Raw genomic sequence first — 15,826 nt, 5'->3', positions numbered from 1 at the left:
GTTGCATTTTTTAAGCGGCAGCATCTGCTGCCGCTGGTCATTGTTTTGTAGACTGCGTTTATTTCGATGCTGCGCTGGCAGCGGCAGAGGCGCCTGCTACTTTCGCTTCTTTTTTGCCATGCTTGACGTGTTTTTCATGTTTGGCTGGCTTGGCTTCTGGTGTGGAAGCTGACTTGCTGTCTGCTGCGGGTGTCGCTGCAACAGCGCTGGCTGATGCAGAAGCGGCTACCACTTTGGCTGCAGGAGCAGGTTTGGCGACACTGGCGGCGACTGCTGCAGAAGCTGGTTTAACTGCTGTCGTTGCAGAAGCACTCGCTGGTGTTTGTGCAAATGCGCTACCCATAACAACTGTGGAAGCGATGATGGCGATGATCAGTTTGTTCATGATATTTTCCTATTCGTGTTTGGGTTGTTTGCTCAGTTTTGTATTTCGTTTTGCGTTTCGTAGTCAACCTACGTAAGCCAAGAACGCCGCCCGCAGACATTGCGTTGACGCAAAAAACCACAGGACAGGGGGCTTAGTGTTGTTGTTCTAAACGGTGTGTGGCTTGTCAACCGTTTGTGGTGCTGGCGCGTTACGCGCGTAGGATTTAAAAAAACAAGACCTCTCACCACAGAGGCACAGAGACACAGAGAAATACGGAGTTAAAAAAACGACGCCTTTGCATGCAGGGCGTCGTTTGTTTTTTGTAGTGGCCTACATGCTACTGTGGTGCGCATGGCGCACCCTACTCAGGGTTAGGTTTTGTAGGGTGCGTTACAACGCACCCTACTGATCTTTACAGACTGCGATCTGTAGGAGCGGCTTCAGCCGCGAAAGATGGACCGTGATGTACATTCGCGGCTAAAGCCGCTCCTACGGGTATGTACGTTATCGGCCATGATGCAGCGATATTGATTGACCAGCAGGGTGCGCCGTGCGCACCGGCTTGTACATATTTCATGGCGCAATATTGATTCAAATGGTGTGCATGGCATACAGTACATAGGCATGCGCACTACCCCAATGCGAGCATCACATGCGTACGATTACGCTGCGCTAATCGTACCTACTTACTGCGATATTTTCTGGCTCTTAGGGTCGCCGTGCACACTAACAAGTCCAATAAATCCTCTTACGCAAATCAATGACATCCGGCCCGGCACTACAGCCACCGACATCTTTGGCATAGCGATCCGCCTTGTCAGTCCCTATGATCCATTGTTTCGAAGCGGCATGCCACATCAGCGTGCCCTCGGCGATAACACCTTTGGGAAAGACATCCGATACGCTGCGGTTGATCAGCACGATATGCTGGCCGCGGATCTTGGCAGTCAGCACCAGACTGGGCATATCGGGTTGCTCTGCAAATTTGTGCTTGAAGGTATATAGCCCAGAGCGGATAGGCAAAGGCGGCGCGGCTGTCGCTGTACTTGCAGCAAAGGCCAAAGCAAGCATCACCATCATAGATGCTATTGCATAGCCGGTCTTGTTCCGCCTGCTTGTTGACATGGTCTTCTCTTTCAAAAGCTGCGCACCAAATGTGCTTGATATGTCTGGATAGTATAGGCTAAAAATGCCAGTTCCAGCCTCACGCATTCCCCACTTTGCCCGGCATCGTATTTTTGCGTACCATAGCCATATGAAAGCCCCATTGAAATATCTACTCCTCAGCCTGACACTGGCCTGCCTGGCCGCATGCAGCAGCCTGCCTCCCACGCCGGTCGTACTTTTCCGGGCTGCTATCTATGACATCCGCGACGGGCCACCTTATCCAAGGTCAACCAAGCCCAACGTCATGGACATGACCAGCTTTTTCTGGGTTGACTTCATGCTGCAAGAGCACCTGATTGGGCATGTCAAAAATACCCGTGGCCCAGCCTTGCTGACAGCCTGGCATATGCCGATAGAGAGTTACTGGCCCAAGTATGATTTTTACGTGCTGGCGCGCCAGGATCAGGAAGGGAAATTGCAGACCGTGTGGTGGTCTTATGCCAGCAATGATTTTTGCCTGGGTCAAAAAAAGGCGCAAGAGTTAAACATACAAAGCGATATGCAAACCCTGTACCGGGATGGAAAACTGCGCTGCTCTGTTCTGGATACCCTGGGTTATGACGCGCAGGCATTGAAGAAGCTGGATTAAGCCACGGGAGGCCGAAGCTCACATGCCTGAGCCCGGGCCTTGTTCTCCCTTGATGATAAGCGCAATCCATGCCAGTAGGGTGCGCCGTGCGCACCGGGTGTTGAAATTTTGATGCCAATCAAGAGTATAAATGGTGCGCATGGCAGGCCGCATATTTTAATGCGTGCCACCTCAATACGTGCATCACATGCGTACGATTACGCTGCGCTAATCTTACCTACGTGCTCTGATGAATTTGATAGCACGATCCACGAGAAGAAAACCAAGCAGGAACAAGCCCATGGCCAGCAATATGATTTCCTTGAGCCACAACAGTATAAAAGCGGTTACACGAAAATACCGGTCACTTGAGGGTGAAAACTCAAAGGAATAATACACGGACCACCCCAGGCAAACTATCGAAATCACGAGCAATATGAACTGGGCAGGTGATTTTTTCGAAGAGCTGTTGTCACTGTTCAGCACATCCACGGCAAGTGTCTTTCATTCCAGATTAAGCATTGGGTAAATCAAGAACAGCAGTAAATGGATATAAGCACTGCACGGCAGTTAAACCGCATCAGGAAGCATTTGTTCTTCTGAGAACAGCATGTTCATGCATGCCGTAGCGTAACGGATCCTGTGCGTTTTCAAATTTGATGTCGTATTCAAGCTGGCTGCCCTTGAATGAAAATACCTTTTTGACTGGATAGTTCATGTCTGGCCACTGTGCTATCCAGTACCCTTTATTTCCTTTGAGCTTGATTTCCTTGATGAGCGCATCCGACGCAATGATTCGTCCATCGATCATGAACATTTTCATTGAGATGGTCGAATCTTTCTTCACTTCTATAGTTATGCTCTTTGCGCCGATATCACTCATGGACAAAGTCTTGCCATTGGCCATGGTGAGCCGGTATTGCTCATAATCATATTTGCCTGTGATTTTTTCGAGATCACCAGCGCAAGCTAAGCCCGATGCCATGAACAAAATCAGCGTCCATAAAAATTTCATTTTATTGCCTTCCCAAACGGTGTTGGCGAGTACACCACCAGACAGTTTACCGGGGTTTTCTCACTTTTAAAAACCGCATTGTATCAGGCTGCCCTTGTCGGTATCGGTGTCCGTTGAAAACCTATACCGGCATCGCGACATATTTCCTCAATCACACCCTGCTATACGCAAGATGACGCGGCACTCAGTGCGCATGCGTTCCCGGGTTTTTAGCTGGTTCGGTATTTGGTTTCAAGGTCAATAGCGGCTTGCCTGCATCAAATTCATTGTGCAATGTTTTTGCCTGATTGATGAAATCCGGCTAGTCTTGCCGTGCAAACATGCTCCCAGCCCGCTTCAACCCGTTTTTCAATAGACTTACTTTTTGACGATCAATCTTTGGATACCCAAAATTGCAAAGTGTAATCTCCAGAGCTTCCTCCACTTGCTACCAGACACAATCGGTATTCCGGTCTATTGAAGCATCCCGTGTGACGGCTCCCAAATTGTTCACTGGGTGCCAGCCAGGCCATTATTTCATCAGAGATTTTCTGCGGAATAATGCTTTCATTGAAGTCGCCTTGTTTCTGCTCTTCTTTGCGCTTGAGATAGGCTGTCAGCTCTTCTTTTGAATAGCTTTGTTTGACATCGGCACTTATCGATCTCAATTTCCTGGTACCCGGATAGGTACTCATTGAGATGCTTTTCGCTTTTACCCGAAAAACGGTCTTATCAGGAAGATGGACCGTCAAGTAGTAAATAATACCGTCGCAATAATAGTCATTATCGAGCCCGGTCGATTTAAAACAGTGTGCTTTTTCTTGCGACATGATTGTGTCTATTGTCGTGCTCTCGTCCACCGTCACATTGATATGTGCAGGCCAAATGCGTTTAATCAGGAAAATACTTGTAGGCACAAAGACGCAGAACGATAAAAACCCAACAATGAACGCCTTACGAAGATTGGTTCTGCGCCTTTTGTAGGCATAGACAAAACCCAACCCTGATGCAAGGTAAGCCACCGCCCAGAGAAATAGAAAAAAGAATCCCACATAAACGAGTTCAAGACCCATACCCCCCATCATATATCCGCCCTTTCCGCATCAGTGATGCTGTCAAGTTGAGGAGCTAGCTTTTTTGAGATTTCATCAATTCTCCTTTCAGACGGGATTCGTTTTTCGCTGCTGTGACCAGTGTAGCGTAAGTGTGCAAATTATGTTTTTGCAATGATCATAGTGTCTATGATCGACATATGAATGGACGGAAATCGTGCGGGGCAAGGGATGGTGCGTTACAACGCGTTACCCTGCACGATAACCTATGTGCAGGGTGCGCGTATTTTCTCAAATCTACAAAACCAGCGTACTCATTTGACGCCGAACATTTCTGCCTTGAAAGGGGGAATAAAGCGAGTTTTGGTCACGACGCGGAGTACATGTATGGCGATTCCGCAGGGCAGGGAAAGAAAAAACAATAAGGGTGCAGGGAAGTCATTGACGGAATGTGCCGGGCTCATGAAGAGCCAGGGATAAAAGACCATAAATGCGGCAAAAAAGAAACCCGTCCCAACACCTGCCCAAATGATCTTCGGCAGTTTATACAAACGTTGCTTGTGCACTGTCAGCAATGCGGTAATCAAGACCCACCACAAGGAAACCAGCCCAACAGTACCTAAAAAAGTGAAGGTATATACATATCCCTCATCGCCGTGGACGGTGGTGAGCATAATAGAAATCAATTTAATAAAACCCAGGCTTAACAGGCCGACCAGCAAGCTTTCAACATAAAGAACTACAAGCATAGATTTCAAAACCTTTCTCTGTGAACAAACTTGGGCTTTACTCCTGGCTGCACGGCAACATTGCTGTCCGTCGGGCTGTTGGGGTAGTGATAAATAGTTGCTTCTTTTTCTCCAATATTACCACCGTTCTCTTTTATTTTATTTGCCAAGCCTTGCATAAATCTCTGCCAATTCGCGTTCTGTGCACCACCTTCGTCTCTGAACCAGCTTTTATCTAACAGAAACTCACCATCACTCACCCAGGATCTGGTTGACCGTGACAAACCACGATTTACAATATCAAATCCTCCATTCGGATTGACTTCAACGCTGATCTCACGCCCACCAGAGACGGCATGCTCGCCTGTAACATCATCCGACTTATTTGATGCGCCACGCGTATCTGTTGTCGATAGCCGGATGGAAGGCAAGCCGGTTTTGGGATTATTTTCCCACTTTGTCAAAACGACAGTTCCATTGTCAAACCATCCCTTTGGCCAAATATCAACATCATAAATTTGCCCTACACGAACTGGCCCCATATCACGCACTTTGAAATTAGACATCTCAGTGTACGGTTGGTATCCCAAGTAATTATTAAGACCTTTGTTTACCAGGCCTGTAAAGATTTCATGCGGAGACACGCGACCGAAGTCTTTTACGTGCATTCGTGTTTCATCAATGACTAAAGGGCCGAAGCCTTTGGCTGCATTGATGTATTTGACTCCAGGCGGAACCCCAACCTTCGCTTCAGCATCGCCTGCAAGTATGCTTTGATACGTCTGCGCTGCCGATGGAGAAATGCCAGGAAAAGCATTGTTAACTATTCTTATTGGTAAGTCAGTATTACCTGTTGATTGCCGGATGCGATTTTCACTCTCGACCTGCGCGTTCGATTGTTCAGCCCGCTGTCTTTGCGCCAGTTCAATTGCCTGCTGTCTAGCAGACGTATCATCAGCAATCAATTGACCACCTGCACGCAGGTTCGCATTGGTGATGTTATCCGGGATCGTCAAGACGCGTCCAACTGGTAAATTGCGTGCGCCATCGACGGAAGTTGGCAGTCCATTCTGAGCAAGAATGAACTGCCCTGCCCGCCCATCATTAAAATATTGTTTACCGAGCAGCCAGGGATTGTCATCACGTTGGATAGTGTGTGTGCGGGGCGCAAATCTGAGGTCTGCAGAATTACCTAACAAGTCGTCTATCTTTAGCGGGATATTGACACCTCTTGCTACTTCTTCATGCGTCAAGGCGGGTATGCCATGCAATCTGTTAACGACTCCTTGCAAGTACGGGCTGCCACCTTCCTCGGGACGAATCTCTTCTGCTGTCGTTGCGCCCAAAGGATAATCAGGCACAAAATTAACTCTGCCGTAAGCTGCTTCTTTCGCCGTACTAAATCGGGTAGATGGGGTATATATTGAATTGCCTTCTTGCAGCTCATCAGCATTAATGACGCCAAAACGATTTTCCTGCGGAGTCGAAGTATCAAATCTGCTGAGTAATCCTGCATTTCGTATGGCTAAATTTTGCGTAGCAGAAGATTCGCTGTTTGTCTCACCATCATCGAGCATGGTATTCAATAACCAGCTCTTCACGGGGGTGTTGGCTTGCAGGTATTCACGACCGTAGCCACCTGAGTCAGTAGTGGGCATGCTGCTGTCTCTTGCCGTCAACCTGACACCAGCGTTTGCCGGGGAGAATCGGCTGCCCATGTCAGCGAAGGGCGGCAGCCTGTAGCTGCCTTCATCATTGTCGGCCCTGCCCATGGCGGTGCCAGATGGCAAAAGACGGATGCTGGGGTCTAGATCTGACAATTGCAAATCGTCTATCAGGTCTTTACCGTAAGCTGGGGTATTCACATTATCGTAGCCGTCGAGCTCATCAAAGTCGGGGATGCGGTAGTACAGGCCGTCGCGGCCTCGTATGCTGCTACTGTTTGGCATGTTTGTTCCTTATGTGTTTTTGTGTAGGGTGCGGGAGTTAAGAAGTGGTGCGTTACAACGCACCCCACACGATTAATAAAGCACCATATGTGCTCTGCTCTGCGGCATTGCAGGAGCGGCTTTAGCCGTGACAAATCGGCCCTTGCAAGCAATCGCGGCTAAAGCCGCTCCTACAAAAAATTATTTTCTGCATCGCCAGCTTGATACAGCAGCTGGATGCGGCAATTGCAGCGACGTTTGTTGACCTGTAGGGTGCGCCGTGCGCACCGGGTGTTGATGCCGGAGTTTTAAAAATAGTGTGCAGAAAACGGTGCGCGCGGCGCACCCTGCAAGGTGTGCATGAGTAAGGTGTGCGAGCTAAGGGACGGTGCGTTACAACGCACCCTACACGACAGGCGATGTACAGGGCGCGTGCATTTTTAAAATCTACAATACCAGCTTGCGTTCTTCGACCCGGTATTGCAATTCATCGAGCGCATTAATAATTGCTTCTTGCAGGTCTGGCTTGGGTATGATTGGATAGTCAATGCCATGCATGCTAATGTCAGCCATCCAGTCATTTTCTCTGACCCGATATATGTATTGACCAACAAGCGGATGATTTATCCATTCCGTTTCTTTGGCTTGCGTTACTTGATTTTTTTTCGTTCATTTTTTCCTCCAGAATATTTTCCCTGGTCAGACTATCCACTCAGCTTCAATCACGATGAAGTCTGGCGATGTCTCGAAGCTTGGAGACCAGTCATCTTCAGGAAAAGCATCAAGATAAATAAGAAAATTGCCGTCTTTACGGATCGACAAATACTCCACTTTTGCATCAAGCAAGCGATATTCGGGGTGTTTTTCCCTCCATTCATCCGTGGGTGCATCAGGTAAATTGGAGGAACTAATGATTCCGGGCAGCCGTGCAATCAACTCTGCAAATGTGTCCATTTGCGCCTGGATGGGTTCGGGTCCCTTTGCATTTAACGAGACGGAGTAGTCAATTCCATGCACAGGTGCTTCTGCAATCCAACTGTTTTGCTCAACGCGGTATCTGTATTGACCAACAAGAGGATGATTGATACATTCCAGTTCACTGGCGTGCGGCACTTGATTTTTTTCGTTCATTTGTTTCTCCACAATATTTTCCCTGGTCAGACTATCCACTCAGCTTCAATCACGATGAAGTCTGGCGATGTCTCGAAGCTTGGGGACCACTCATCTTCAGGAAAAGCATAGAGATAAATAAGAAAATTGCCGTCTTCACGAATAGACAAATACTGAACTTTTGCATTAAGCAAGCGATAATCGGGGTGTTTTTCTCTCCATTCATCCGTGGGTGCATCAGGCAAATTGGATGCGCTAATGATTTCGGGCAACCGTACAATCAATTCTGCAAATGTGTCCATTTGCGCCTGGATGGGTTCGATTCCCATTGCATTTAACGAGACGGAATAATCAACCCCATGTACAGGTGCCTTTGCAACCCAGTCATTATGCTTAGCACGGTACATGTACTGACCAACAAGAGGATGATTGATCCATTCCGGTCCTTTCGCTTGCGGTACTTGATTTTGTTCGTTCATTTGTTTCTCCAGAATAATCTATCATTGCACAATCTATTTACTTCTTCAGGCCAGGTTCTCCGATACAAATATTCTACTTGATATATTGTTTCAAAGCGTAGACGCACACAACGTCCTGTGTATGTCAACACTGATGAAAAAATTAAAGAATAGTTGCGAATTGACGATGCAAGGTATTCCTATTTTTGCGGAGGAAGCACTCCCACATCTACATCCCTGTAACCAGCCCCGAAATAGCGATTTACCGAACCGCAATGTCGGCAAGCTGCCCTGATATATGATTTTTCTACACGATGCGTTGTGGGCTGCTCGGTTTGATGAAAGCCTGTATTAGGATACTGACATTTCCTGTATCACACGCCCCATTCCGCCAATGTGACTTTGAAATCAGGAGAGACATCAAATCCAGGACCCCAGTCATCTTCTGGGAAGGCAATAAGCCTCACAAAAAAACTGCCGTCTTCGTACAAAATCAAGGAAAGTATTTGCGCGTTAAGTAACCGGTAATCAGGGTGCTTGTTGCGCCACTCTTGAGTTGGCGCATCTGGCAAATTGGATGAAGTAATGATTTCAGGAAGCCTTTCTACCAACTCTGCAAACCTGTCCATTTGCGCTTTGGTGGGTTCGTTCCCGTGAGCAGTGATCCAGATTGGATAGTCAATACCATGCACGGTGGTGTGAGCTTTCCAATCACCCAAGGACCTTCGCCTGAAGTGCCCGGCCAGGGGATGGGGAATCTATTCAGATACCCAGGATGGGTGGATGAAATTCGTTTGACTTGACATGTGATTTTTCCTGGAAATTAACAAGTGAATAGTTTTTTATATTGACTTGTTGCGTCAAATTGGCATCAATCCGTCTAATTTTCTCAATTTAATACAGACATAAATGCAATTTCCTGCTTTCAAGATACAAGAACTGACGGCTACATTTTTAATATAGCTCAAAATTGAAATTAAAATCTTCATCATGACAATTGACGCAAGCGATATTTTATCTTTTCGGGGGCACAACTCCCAATTGATCGTCCCGATATCCAACCCCAAAATAGCGATTTGCAGAGCCGCAATTCCGGCAAGCTGCCCTGGTGTTGCTGTGCAGGGGAAAGATCACGTCGCGCAAGGCTTTGCTTCTTGTAGGAGCGGCTTCAGCCGCGAAAAAACGACCGTAGTGCGCATTCGCGGCTAAAGCCGCTCCTACATGACGGCCTTGTCAGAAATCTTTTCAAGATGAAAAACGCAGCCGTAAAGTAGGGTGCGTTTCAACGCACCGCATGTAGGCGCAATGCACGGCAATGGGCATAGACCGCGGCATGCAAAATTCACCTACGGCGCATTGCAATGCGCCCTACCTTACTGGCAATTACTTTTTGCATGACGAGCTTGATGCCGTAATTGCAGCGATGTTTGTTGACCTGTAGGGTGCGGGAGATATGGGGCGGTGCGTTACAACGCACCCTACACGACTGAAGTTTCCGACAAGAGGATGATCTATCCATTCAGGTCCGTTAACTTGCGGCACTTGATTTTTTTCATTTATTTATTTCTTGCGGACTGCTCTGTCTGCTAAAGCTGGCAATGCTATTGCGACATATTTCCTGAATCACACCTCCCATTGAGCCAAGGTGACTTTAAAATCAGGAGAGATATAAAACCCCGGGGCCCAGTCATCTTGAGGATAAGCATCAAGCCAGAAATAAAAACTGCCATCCTTGTGCAGACGAATAAATGAGATTCGTGCGTTGGCAAGCCGGTATTCAGGGTGTTTGTTCCGCCATTCATCAGTCGGCGCATCCAGCAAATTGGATGAGGCAATGATTTCCGGGATCCGTGCAATCAGCTCTGTAAATCTGTCCAACTGCGCTTTACACGGTTCGTTTCCCTTTGCGACTATATTGATTGGATAGTCGAGGCCGCCAATGATAATGTCAGTGCTCCAGTCGCCTTGTTTCCAGCGTTCATACTTTCCAACAAGAGGGTTTTCATGCGACTCTGAACTCCAGGGGGAAGATGGACGATTTTCTTGATCGGACATGTGATTTTTCCTGATAAGTGGATAGTCTTTTTATTTATCGTTTGCGTCAATTTAAAATGAGTCTGTTCAATTTGTTTATTCAATTAAAAAAACGTAAATGCAGTTACCAGTTTTCAATGTGAAAAAATTCGCAGCAATATTTCGACAATATCTCAAAATTGGCAACTTCATTGTAGCAAACAATAGTGAATAGTTATATCAGCTTGCAGAATAAATTGACGCATAGATCTTCTATTTTTGCGGAGGTACAACTCCCAAATCACCATCTCGATAACCAACCCCGAAATAGCGATTGACAGAGCCGCAATTCCGGCAGGCTGCCCTGATATTGCCGGTCGGATCATGTATCTGTGCTGCCCCCATGAAACCCCATGGTTGTTCATTGTTATTCAATATCTGTGAAAAAACCTGTGGCTCTGCACATCTGCCACGAAATCCTGCAGTATCTGGATTTAAATTATTTTCATTGATCAGGTTTTGCACGAAAGCATTTTCTATTGAAGGAATTTCTAAGTCATTGCGAGCTTTTATGCTATATCCAAGCCTCACTCTACCTACTCTGTCAATATGCGCGCCAGCCATTCCTATTTTTGCTTTTTCTTGTGCTTCTTTCGCCGTCAGTTGTGCTAAGAATTCAGCATTCGCCTGGTTGGGAAATATCGTGATTTTATCAAGCTGGTTCCTCCAGTCAGCTGGTAAATCAGCTTTTGAAAAAGTGCGCTGTTCCTTAAGCCCGGCTTCTGACATGGTGCTGCTTTCAGGCTGCATGCCATCACGGATTGCATTCGCCCTGCCGTAGAAACCCGGGTATTCATCAACAAACGTTGCTCTGCGAGAAGGGGGAACAAAGCTGTCTCTCCATGGTCGCTGGCTAATATAATTAGCACTTCTTTGAGGTGCCCCGGCCCTGGCACCAGCAAGGTCCAACCCTATGGCACCCAGTTGATTTGCAGATTCAACTTGTTCTTCATTTCCGCCAAACAGACGGGTATAAAAGCCGAGAGCATTAAAAGGCGGCCCAAGCAAAGCGAGTTCGAGATTGTTCTTTACTCTCAACTGTGCCGCATAGTCGGTCCTGTCCAATTCCATGCGTTCATTCGGCCGCCCCGCAAGTAGCATACGCATGGAGTCGGGCATCCTTGATGGATCAGGAGCAATGTACTTTCTCAACTGCGGTATTTCATCAGTCAATTCTTGCCAGTAGTAATAACCCGGTGGTGGTGGCGACCATTTTGAGTGAAATTTTGCATTCCCTGCTCCTGGTCCAAAAATGGTGACATCTTCTGGTAACGGCGTTAGTTCTGGCTTGTCGTAAGGTGTTGCCCAGCTCATGGCGCCAGTGTCGCGATCTGTAAAACTTGGCGGTCCTTGCTTCGCGATGATATTGGCAAGAGCATCATGATCGTTATCCAAATCATTGTCGCTCGGTGCTGTACGCGATAGCTGACTACGAGCCGATGTATTGGTTTGCTGGTTGCCAAGGCCGAAACGGCTATCTGCAGCAGCTAGCCTGATGCCCATGTCAGCAAAGGGCGGCAGCCTGTAGCTGCCTTCATCATTGTCGGCCCTGCCCATGGCGGTGCCGGATGGCAAAAGACGGATGCTGGGGTCTAGATCTGACAATTGCAAATCGTCTATCAGGTCTTTACCGTAAGCTGGGGTATTAACATTATCGTAGCCGTCGAACTCATCAAAGTCGGGGATGCGATAGTACAGGCCGTCACGGCCTCGTATGCTGCTACTGTTTGGCATGTTTGTTCCTTATGTGTTTTTTTGTAGGGTCCGGGAGTTAAGAAGTGGTGCGTTACAACGCACCCTACACGACAGGCGATGTGCAGGGCGCGTGCGTTTTCTCAAATCTATAAAACCAGCTTGCGTTCTTCCACCAGGTAGAGCAATTCATCAAGGGCATTGATGAAGGCTTCTTGCGGGTCTAACTTGGGATATTTCCAGAAGTTCATGAGGCCCAGGTGTTTGCAGATGGCCCAGTAAGTCCAGGGTTGTTCGAGGCGCAAGTCATTGATGAGGGCATCGATTTCCCTGACTTTTTTATCTCTTTCCATATCCCAGATGGCATGGCAATCGTCGGCGGCAACGGAATAATTGCTGAGGGCATTCTTGCCTATGATGCCGCCACCGATGCCGGTGTCGCGGGCGATTTCTGCGTGGTTGTTGTTCATCCACATGGCCCATTGGTCCAGCCAATAGGTCAGCAGGTCTTTTTGTTCCTTTTGCGGATCATTGTTTTTGGTGACTGTGTGTGCAAAATTCTGACGTGCGTTCATGCTTGCTCCTTGTTGTGCATGGGCTGTAGAGGTGTTGCTTGTGCATTTTTTAAACTTTAAAATCTTTCAACACAAAGACACAGGGGGACACAGAGAAGGGCTGGAAACATATTTTTTTTCCGTGCTCGTAGGTTGGGCTACGGGGTACCAGCCCAACACTCGACTTCACAACAACGTAATCGCTTATCAAAGGCTGAGTGTTGGGCTGATGAGGCGTAGCCCAACCTACATCCTTGCCAACACTTTCGCTTATCTTCCTCTTCGCTTTTCTCTGTGTCTCTGTGCCTCTGTGGTGAGTGGTTTTCATCATTGATTCATCTAATATTGAGCGTCAAACCACCCGCCGGTAAGACTCCCAATCAAACACCACGGCCTTGCCACCGCCTTCGCGTAGCCTGTCCATGGCGCGGGTGCCTATGTAGCGTTCTAGTTCTGTCAACCCCAGATTGCTGATGAGGATGCTGGGTTTCATGACTTCGTAGCGGCCATTGATGATGTCGAAGAGCAGCATTTTTTCTGTCTCGCTGCCGAACTGGACACCGACCTCGTCGAGTATCAATAAATCGGGCTCTACAAATTCCTGTATCAGTTCCGCCTCGGTATGAGGGCTGTCGCGGCGGTAGCTTTCTTTGATGCGGCGTACTGCTTTTAAAACGGAACTCATCACGGCTTGTTTGCCTGCCTCCATGATGTGTCTGGCGATGCCCACGGCCAGATGGGTTTTGCCTGTGCCTACGCTGCCGCAAAAGATCAGGCTGCGCCCTGTCTTGAGGACGGCATCAAACTCTTGCGCATAGACCTGGCAGGTGCGCAATGCCTGCTCTGCTGCGGCACAGGTCGGGCGATAATTTTGCAGGCTGCGTTCGGCAAAGCGTGCCGGTATGGCGGCACGGCCCAGGCGTTTTTGCCACAGCGCGGCTTGTTGCGCTTGCCGCTGTTGCCGGATGCTGACCTGGCGTTGCTGGGCGTCGCTGGCTTGCAAACATTTTTCGCAGGCAGACCAGATGCCGCTCTTGTGCGAGTAGGCGGTGTAGCCGCCATGCTGCTGGCAATGCCTTTGCTCACTGTCTAACTGCATGCCGCCGACACGGACAAAACTGCTGCTGTCAGAATGAACCATCCTGGGCTATTCCCTGTGCGTAGTTGGTGTTGGCAAACCCTGTGTGCGTGCTGCTGGCGGGTGGCGCATGATGCTCAGGCACGCTCCAGTCGGCCTTGTAGTGCTCATAGGGGCCAAAGAAGGTGGCGGCATGCTTGACGAACTTGGGTGCCTGCCCGCTGGCGATGATGTAGGCGGCATAACGCCGGACGCCATCGACCATGAGAGCAGCATCGACACCATCCCGCCGTCGCGCCAGCCAGGCTTGCCAGGCTTCTTTTTTGCTGGCACCGGGTCGGCGTGGATAGGCTTTCCAGGCGGTTTCGAATTCCTCTTTTTTTTCGTCTGCGCTGCTTAATTTTTTTGATTTGCTGGCCGTGTTTTTTTTCAAATCGCTAGCGCTGCAAGGCGCAGCCTTTGCAGGGGATATAGTATTTAAGGAATCAGGAATCAGGTTATAGGAATCAGCAGGAGTAGTATCAGAGCACTCTGGTACTACTCTGGTGCTGAGTTTTTTTCTATTTTTACGACGTGGAGTTGGTGCCGGGATTTCGCTGTCATCTTCATTCATATGTGGGTTCTGGTGCACGTCAAATTTGCATATCTGGATATACTTGATGCGATCGACCGTATACAACTGGATAAATCCATGTTTATGCAATGCAGCCAGCAGGCTGACGACATCAATTTCATCGTGAGGAAAGAGATTTCCCTTGATGCCTTTAGGACGATTTTCCAGCCGCCCCGAACGATCTGCGATGGTCCACAGGCCAATGAATAGCAGACGACCAAATGGCGGTATCTCGCTCAATTCATCATTCTTGAAAAAACCGGGTTTGATATTTCTTGCGCGGGGCATTTAGAAATTCCTTTTAATACTTACTGGAGCGATCAATACAGAGACACCGAGGAATAAAAAGAGAGAGTTATTAGCAATCAGACTTGTAAATCTCTTTATCTTCTATTGATTTTCTCTGTGAAACCTCAGTGACTCTGTGGTGTAGCAGGGGTTTCGTGCGGTATGCCGCACGCCTGCGAAACGGGCTGCTCTTGCAAGAGCCGCTTCCTTCCTCTGTGGTGAGTGGTTTTAAGTCTGTTCCCAGGCTTATCTACGGCGTCTACCCACCACGACATAATTTGCAATACGTATACACAGGCTGATTCTGCGCATTGCAAAACTGCCGTATCGAACGCATCTGCCCTCGCCCATGACGGCAACGCGGACCTTTGCACAGGCGGCGCGGGGTGATGGTGTGGGTGGGAGATATCACCCGGTTGTCCAGATGCTGCCAGTCGGTGGTTGCGGGTGACTGGCTCAGCATAGGCAGCTCCTTGTTTGTATCAAGGCTTGATGTGATCCGCCTGCCAGCCCTGACAGGCGTGCGCAAGCGGACACCTGACGCAGGATGTCTTTTTGTATAGTCATGTTGTTGTCGTGTGGCTGCCTGGGCAGCTGGGTTTGTGTTTTTAAACCGGGAAGACTTCTCGACACAGAGGTACGGAGACACAGAGGGCGCAGAGAAAGGCGAAGCGTTTGTAAAACGAGAGTGTTGGCAAGTGCGTAGGTTGGGCTACGCTTTACCAGCCCAACACTCAGCTTTTAATAAACGTATACGTCGTTTTAACGCCCAGTGTTGGGCTGATGAAACGTAGCCCAACCTACACACTTGCTACCTCTTCGCTTTTCTCTGTGTCTCCATGCCTCTGTGTTAAGAGGTCTTCATCGCAAATTTATATGCCCCATGTATAAGGAGCTACGGTCGCCAGAAAGACGACAAAATCATCAGCCGGGTAACAAAACACAGGCGGCTGACGGTGGCCAGGCAATCCTGGCGGGGTAAGTAGATGTTAAACAGCATTCGCGCGGTAATGAATCAAGGCAGGCGAAGGGCTAGTATGTTTAAGTTGATCGGGATTATTGAATTTATAGGGTGGATGGTCCATTTAAACTGAACGAGCTCCTCCCCACAAGTTCAATTATATACACATTCGTATTGCAAACCAAGTTATTTTCG

At 48.3% G+C, this 15,826-nt stretch carries 16 protein-coding genes; 1 reads left to right on the top strand and 15 read right to left on the bottom strand.

All coding sequences use genetic code 11. The features are described from left to right. Window positions 1–58: 58 nt before the first annotated feature. Complete coding sequence (locus tag ACO0LF_RS28100; RefSeq protein WP_423020142.1) at window positions 59–385, bottom strand: hypothetical protein; 327 nt, start codon at window positions 383–385, stop codon at window positions 59–61. Between the two features lie 708 nt (window positions 386–1,093). Then, window positions 1,094–1,492, bottom strand: a complete 399-nt coding sequence (locus ACO0LF_RS28095) for a hypothetical protein (RefSeq protein ID WP_423020140.1) — start codon at window positions 1,490–1,492, stop codon at window positions 1,094–1,096. A gap of 142 nt (window positions 1,493–1,634) precedes the next feature. On the opposite strand from ACO0LF_RS28095, the gene ACO0LF_RS28090 reads away from it, so the two are divergent. Then, window positions 1,635–2,123 carry a hypothetical protein gene (locus ACO0LF_RS28090; RefSeq protein WP_423020138.1) on the top strand — a complete coding sequence of 163 codons (489 nt, stop codon included), beginning with the start codon at window positions 1,635–1,637 and terminating at the stop codon, window positions 2,121–2,123. Between the two features lie 559 nt (window positions 2,124–2,682). Here the strand turns inward: ACO0LF_RS28090 and ACO0LF_RS28085 are convergent. The 13 genes from ACO0LF_RS28085 to ACO0LF_RS28025 form a co-directional block, all read right to left on the bottom strand. Next, window positions 2,683–3,117 (bottom strand): hypothetical protein, encoded by a 435-nt coding sequence (locus tag ACO0LF_RS28085; RefSeq protein ID WP_423020136.1) that lies wholly within the window; start codon window positions 3,115–3,117, stop codon window positions 2,683–2,685. Between the two features lie 371 nt (window positions 3,118–3,488). Beyond that, window positions 3,489–4,169 carry a hypothetical protein gene (locus ACO0LF_RS28080; RefSeq protein ID WP_423020134.1) on the bottom strand — a complete coding sequence of 227 codons (681 nt, stop codon included), beginning with the start codon at window positions 4,167–4,169 and terminating at the stop codon, window positions 3,489–3,491. A gap of 293 nt (window positions 4,170–4,462) precedes the next feature. Next, on the bottom strand, window positions 4,463–4,906 hold the full coding sequence (locus tag ACO0LF_RS28075) for a hypothetical protein (protein ID WP_423020132.1): 444 nt from the start codon (window positions 4,904–4,906) through the stop codon (window positions 4,463–4,465). Beyond that, the gene (locus ACO0LF_RS28070; protein ID WP_423020130.1) at window positions 4,903–6,825 is read right to left on the bottom strand and encodes a hypothetical protein; all 1,923 of its coding nucleotides are present in this window, start codon (window positions 6,823–6,825) and stop codon (window positions 4,903–4,905) included. Before ACO0LF_RS28070 ends, ACO0LF_RS28075 begins: the two co-directional genes overlap by 4 nt. Before the next feature lie 426 nt (window positions 6,826–7,251). Next, complete coding sequence (locus tag ACO0LF_RS28065) at window positions 7,252–7,377, bottom strand: hypothetical protein (protein WP_423020128.1); 126 nt, start codon at window positions 7,375–7,377, stop codon at window positions 7,252–7,254. A 126-nt stretch (window positions 7,378–7,503) separates the two neighbouring features. Beyond that, window positions 7,504–7,935, bottom strand: a complete 432-nt coding sequence (locus tag ACO0LF_RS28060; RefSeq protein WP_423020126.1) for a hypothetical protein — start codon at window positions 7,933–7,935, stop codon at window positions 7,504–7,506. Window positions 7,936–7,961: 26 nt separating this feature from the next. Then, window positions 7,962–8,393, bottom strand: coding sequence for a hypothetical protein (locus ACO0LF_RS28055; RefSeq protein WP_423020124.1), 432 nt, complete (start codon window positions 8,391–8,393; stop codon window positions 7,962–7,964). A gap of 353 nt (window positions 8,394–8,746) precedes the next feature. After that, window positions 8,747–9,091, bottom strand: a complete 345-nt coding sequence (locus tag ACO0LF_RS28050; RefSeq protein ID WP_423020122.1) for a hypothetical protein — start codon at window positions 9,089–9,091, stop codon at window positions 8,747–8,749. A 904-nt stretch (window positions 9,092–9,995) separates the two neighbouring features. Beyond that, window positions 9,996–10,427, bottom strand: coding sequence for a hypothetical protein (locus ACO0LF_RS28045; protein ID WP_423020120.1), 432 nt, complete (start codon window positions 10,425–10,427; stop codon window positions 9,996–9,998). 231 nt (window positions 10,428–10,658) lie between these two features. Then, window positions 10,659–12,179 carry a hypothetical protein gene (locus tag ACO0LF_RS28040; RefSeq protein ID WP_423020118.1) on the bottom strand — a complete coding sequence of 507 codons (1,521 nt, stop codon included), beginning with the start codon at window positions 12,177–12,179 and terminating at the stop codon, window positions 10,659–10,661. A gap of 107 nt (window positions 12,180–12,286) precedes the next feature. Further along, window positions 12,287–12,712: a hypothetical protein gene (locus ACO0LF_RS28035; protein WP_423020116.1), complete on the bottom strand. Its 426-nt coding sequence runs from the start codon at window positions 12,710–12,712 to the stop codon at window positions 12,287–12,289. A gap of 331 nt (window positions 12,713–13,043) precedes the next feature. After that, window positions 13,044–13,832, bottom strand: coding sequence for an ATP-binding protein (locus ACO0LF_RS28030; protein ID WP_423020114.1), 789 nt, complete (start codon window positions 13,830–13,832; stop codon window positions 13,044–13,046). Further along, window positions 13,819–14,670 carry a hypothetical protein gene (locus ACO0LF_RS28025; RefSeq protein ID WP_423020112.1) on the bottom strand — a complete coding sequence of 284 codons (852 nt, stop codon included), beginning with the start codon at window positions 14,668–14,670 and terminating at the stop codon, window positions 13,819–13,821. The genes ACO0LF_RS28030 and ACO0LF_RS28025 overlap by 14 nt, the downstream gene beginning before the upstream one ends. Window positions 14,671–15,826 lie beyond the last annotated feature (1,156 nt).

This window comes from Undibacterium sp. Di27W (assembly GCF_049340345.1).
Taxonomy (GTDB): Bacteria; Pseudomonadota; Gammaproteobacteria; order Burkholderiales; family Burkholderiaceae_D; genus Undibacterium.
This window is presented reverse-complemented; position numbering and strand designations above follow the sequence as displayed.

What these genes read in the sequence shown, in the direction of transcription:
- ACO0LF_RS28100 (WP_423020142.1), bottom strand. Translation starts at nt 385, where the DNA reads ATGAACAAACTGATCATCGCCATCATCGCTTCCACAGTTGTTATGGGT.
- ACO0LF_RS28095 (WP_423020140.1), bottom strand. Translation starts at nt 1,492, where the DNA reads ATGTCAACAAGCAGGCGGAACAAGACCGGCTATGCAATAGCATCTATG.
- ACO0LF_RS28085 (WP_423020136.1), bottom strand. Translation starts at nt 3,117, where the DNA reads ATGAAATTTTTATGGACGCTGATTTTGTTCATGGCATCGGGCTTAGCT.
- ACO0LF_RS28080 (WP_423020134.1), bottom strand. Translation starts at nt 4,169, where the DNA reads ATGGGTCTTGAACTCGTTTATGTGGGATTCTTTTTTCTATTTCTCTGG.
- ACO0LF_RS28070 (WP_423020130.1), bottom strand. Translation starts at nt 6,825, where the DNA reads ATGCCAAACAGTAGCAGCATACGAGGCCGCGACGGCCTGTACTACCGC.
- ACO0LF_RS28065 (WP_423020128.1), bottom strand. Translation starts at nt 7,377, where the DNA reads ATGGCTGACATTAGCATGCATGGCATTGACTATCCAATCATACCCAAG.
- ACO0LF_RS28060 (WP_423020126.1), bottom strand. Translation starts at nt 7,935, where the DNA reads ATGAACGAAAAAAATCAAGTGCCGCACGCCAGTGAACTGGAATGTATC.
- ACO0LF_RS28055 (WP_423020124.1), bottom strand. Translation starts at nt 8,393, where the DNA reads ATGAACGAACAAAATCAAGTACCGCAAGCGAAAGGACCGGAATGGATC.
- ACO0LF_RS28045 (WP_423020120.1), bottom strand. Translation starts at nt 10,427, where the DNA reads ATGTCCGATCAAGAAAATCGTCCATCTTCCCCCTGGAGTTCAGAGTCG.
- ACO0LF_RS28040 (WP_423020118.1), bottom strand. Translation starts at nt 12,179, where the DNA reads ATGCCAAACAGTAGCAGCATACGAGGCCGTGACGGCCTGTACTATCGC.
- ACO0LF_RS28035 (WP_423020116.1), bottom strand. Translation starts at nt 12,712, where the DNA reads ATGAACGCACGTCAGAATTTTGCACACACAGTCACCAAAAACAATGAT.
- ACO0LF_RS28030 (WP_423020114.1), bottom strand. Translation starts at nt 13,832, where the DNA reads ATGGTTCATTCTGACAGCAGCAGTTTTGTCCGTGTCGGCGGCATGCAG.
- ACO0LF_RS28025 (WP_423020112.1), bottom strand. Translation starts at nt 14,670, where the DNA reads ATGCCCCGCGCAAGAAATATCAAACCCGGTTTTTTCAAGAATGATGAA.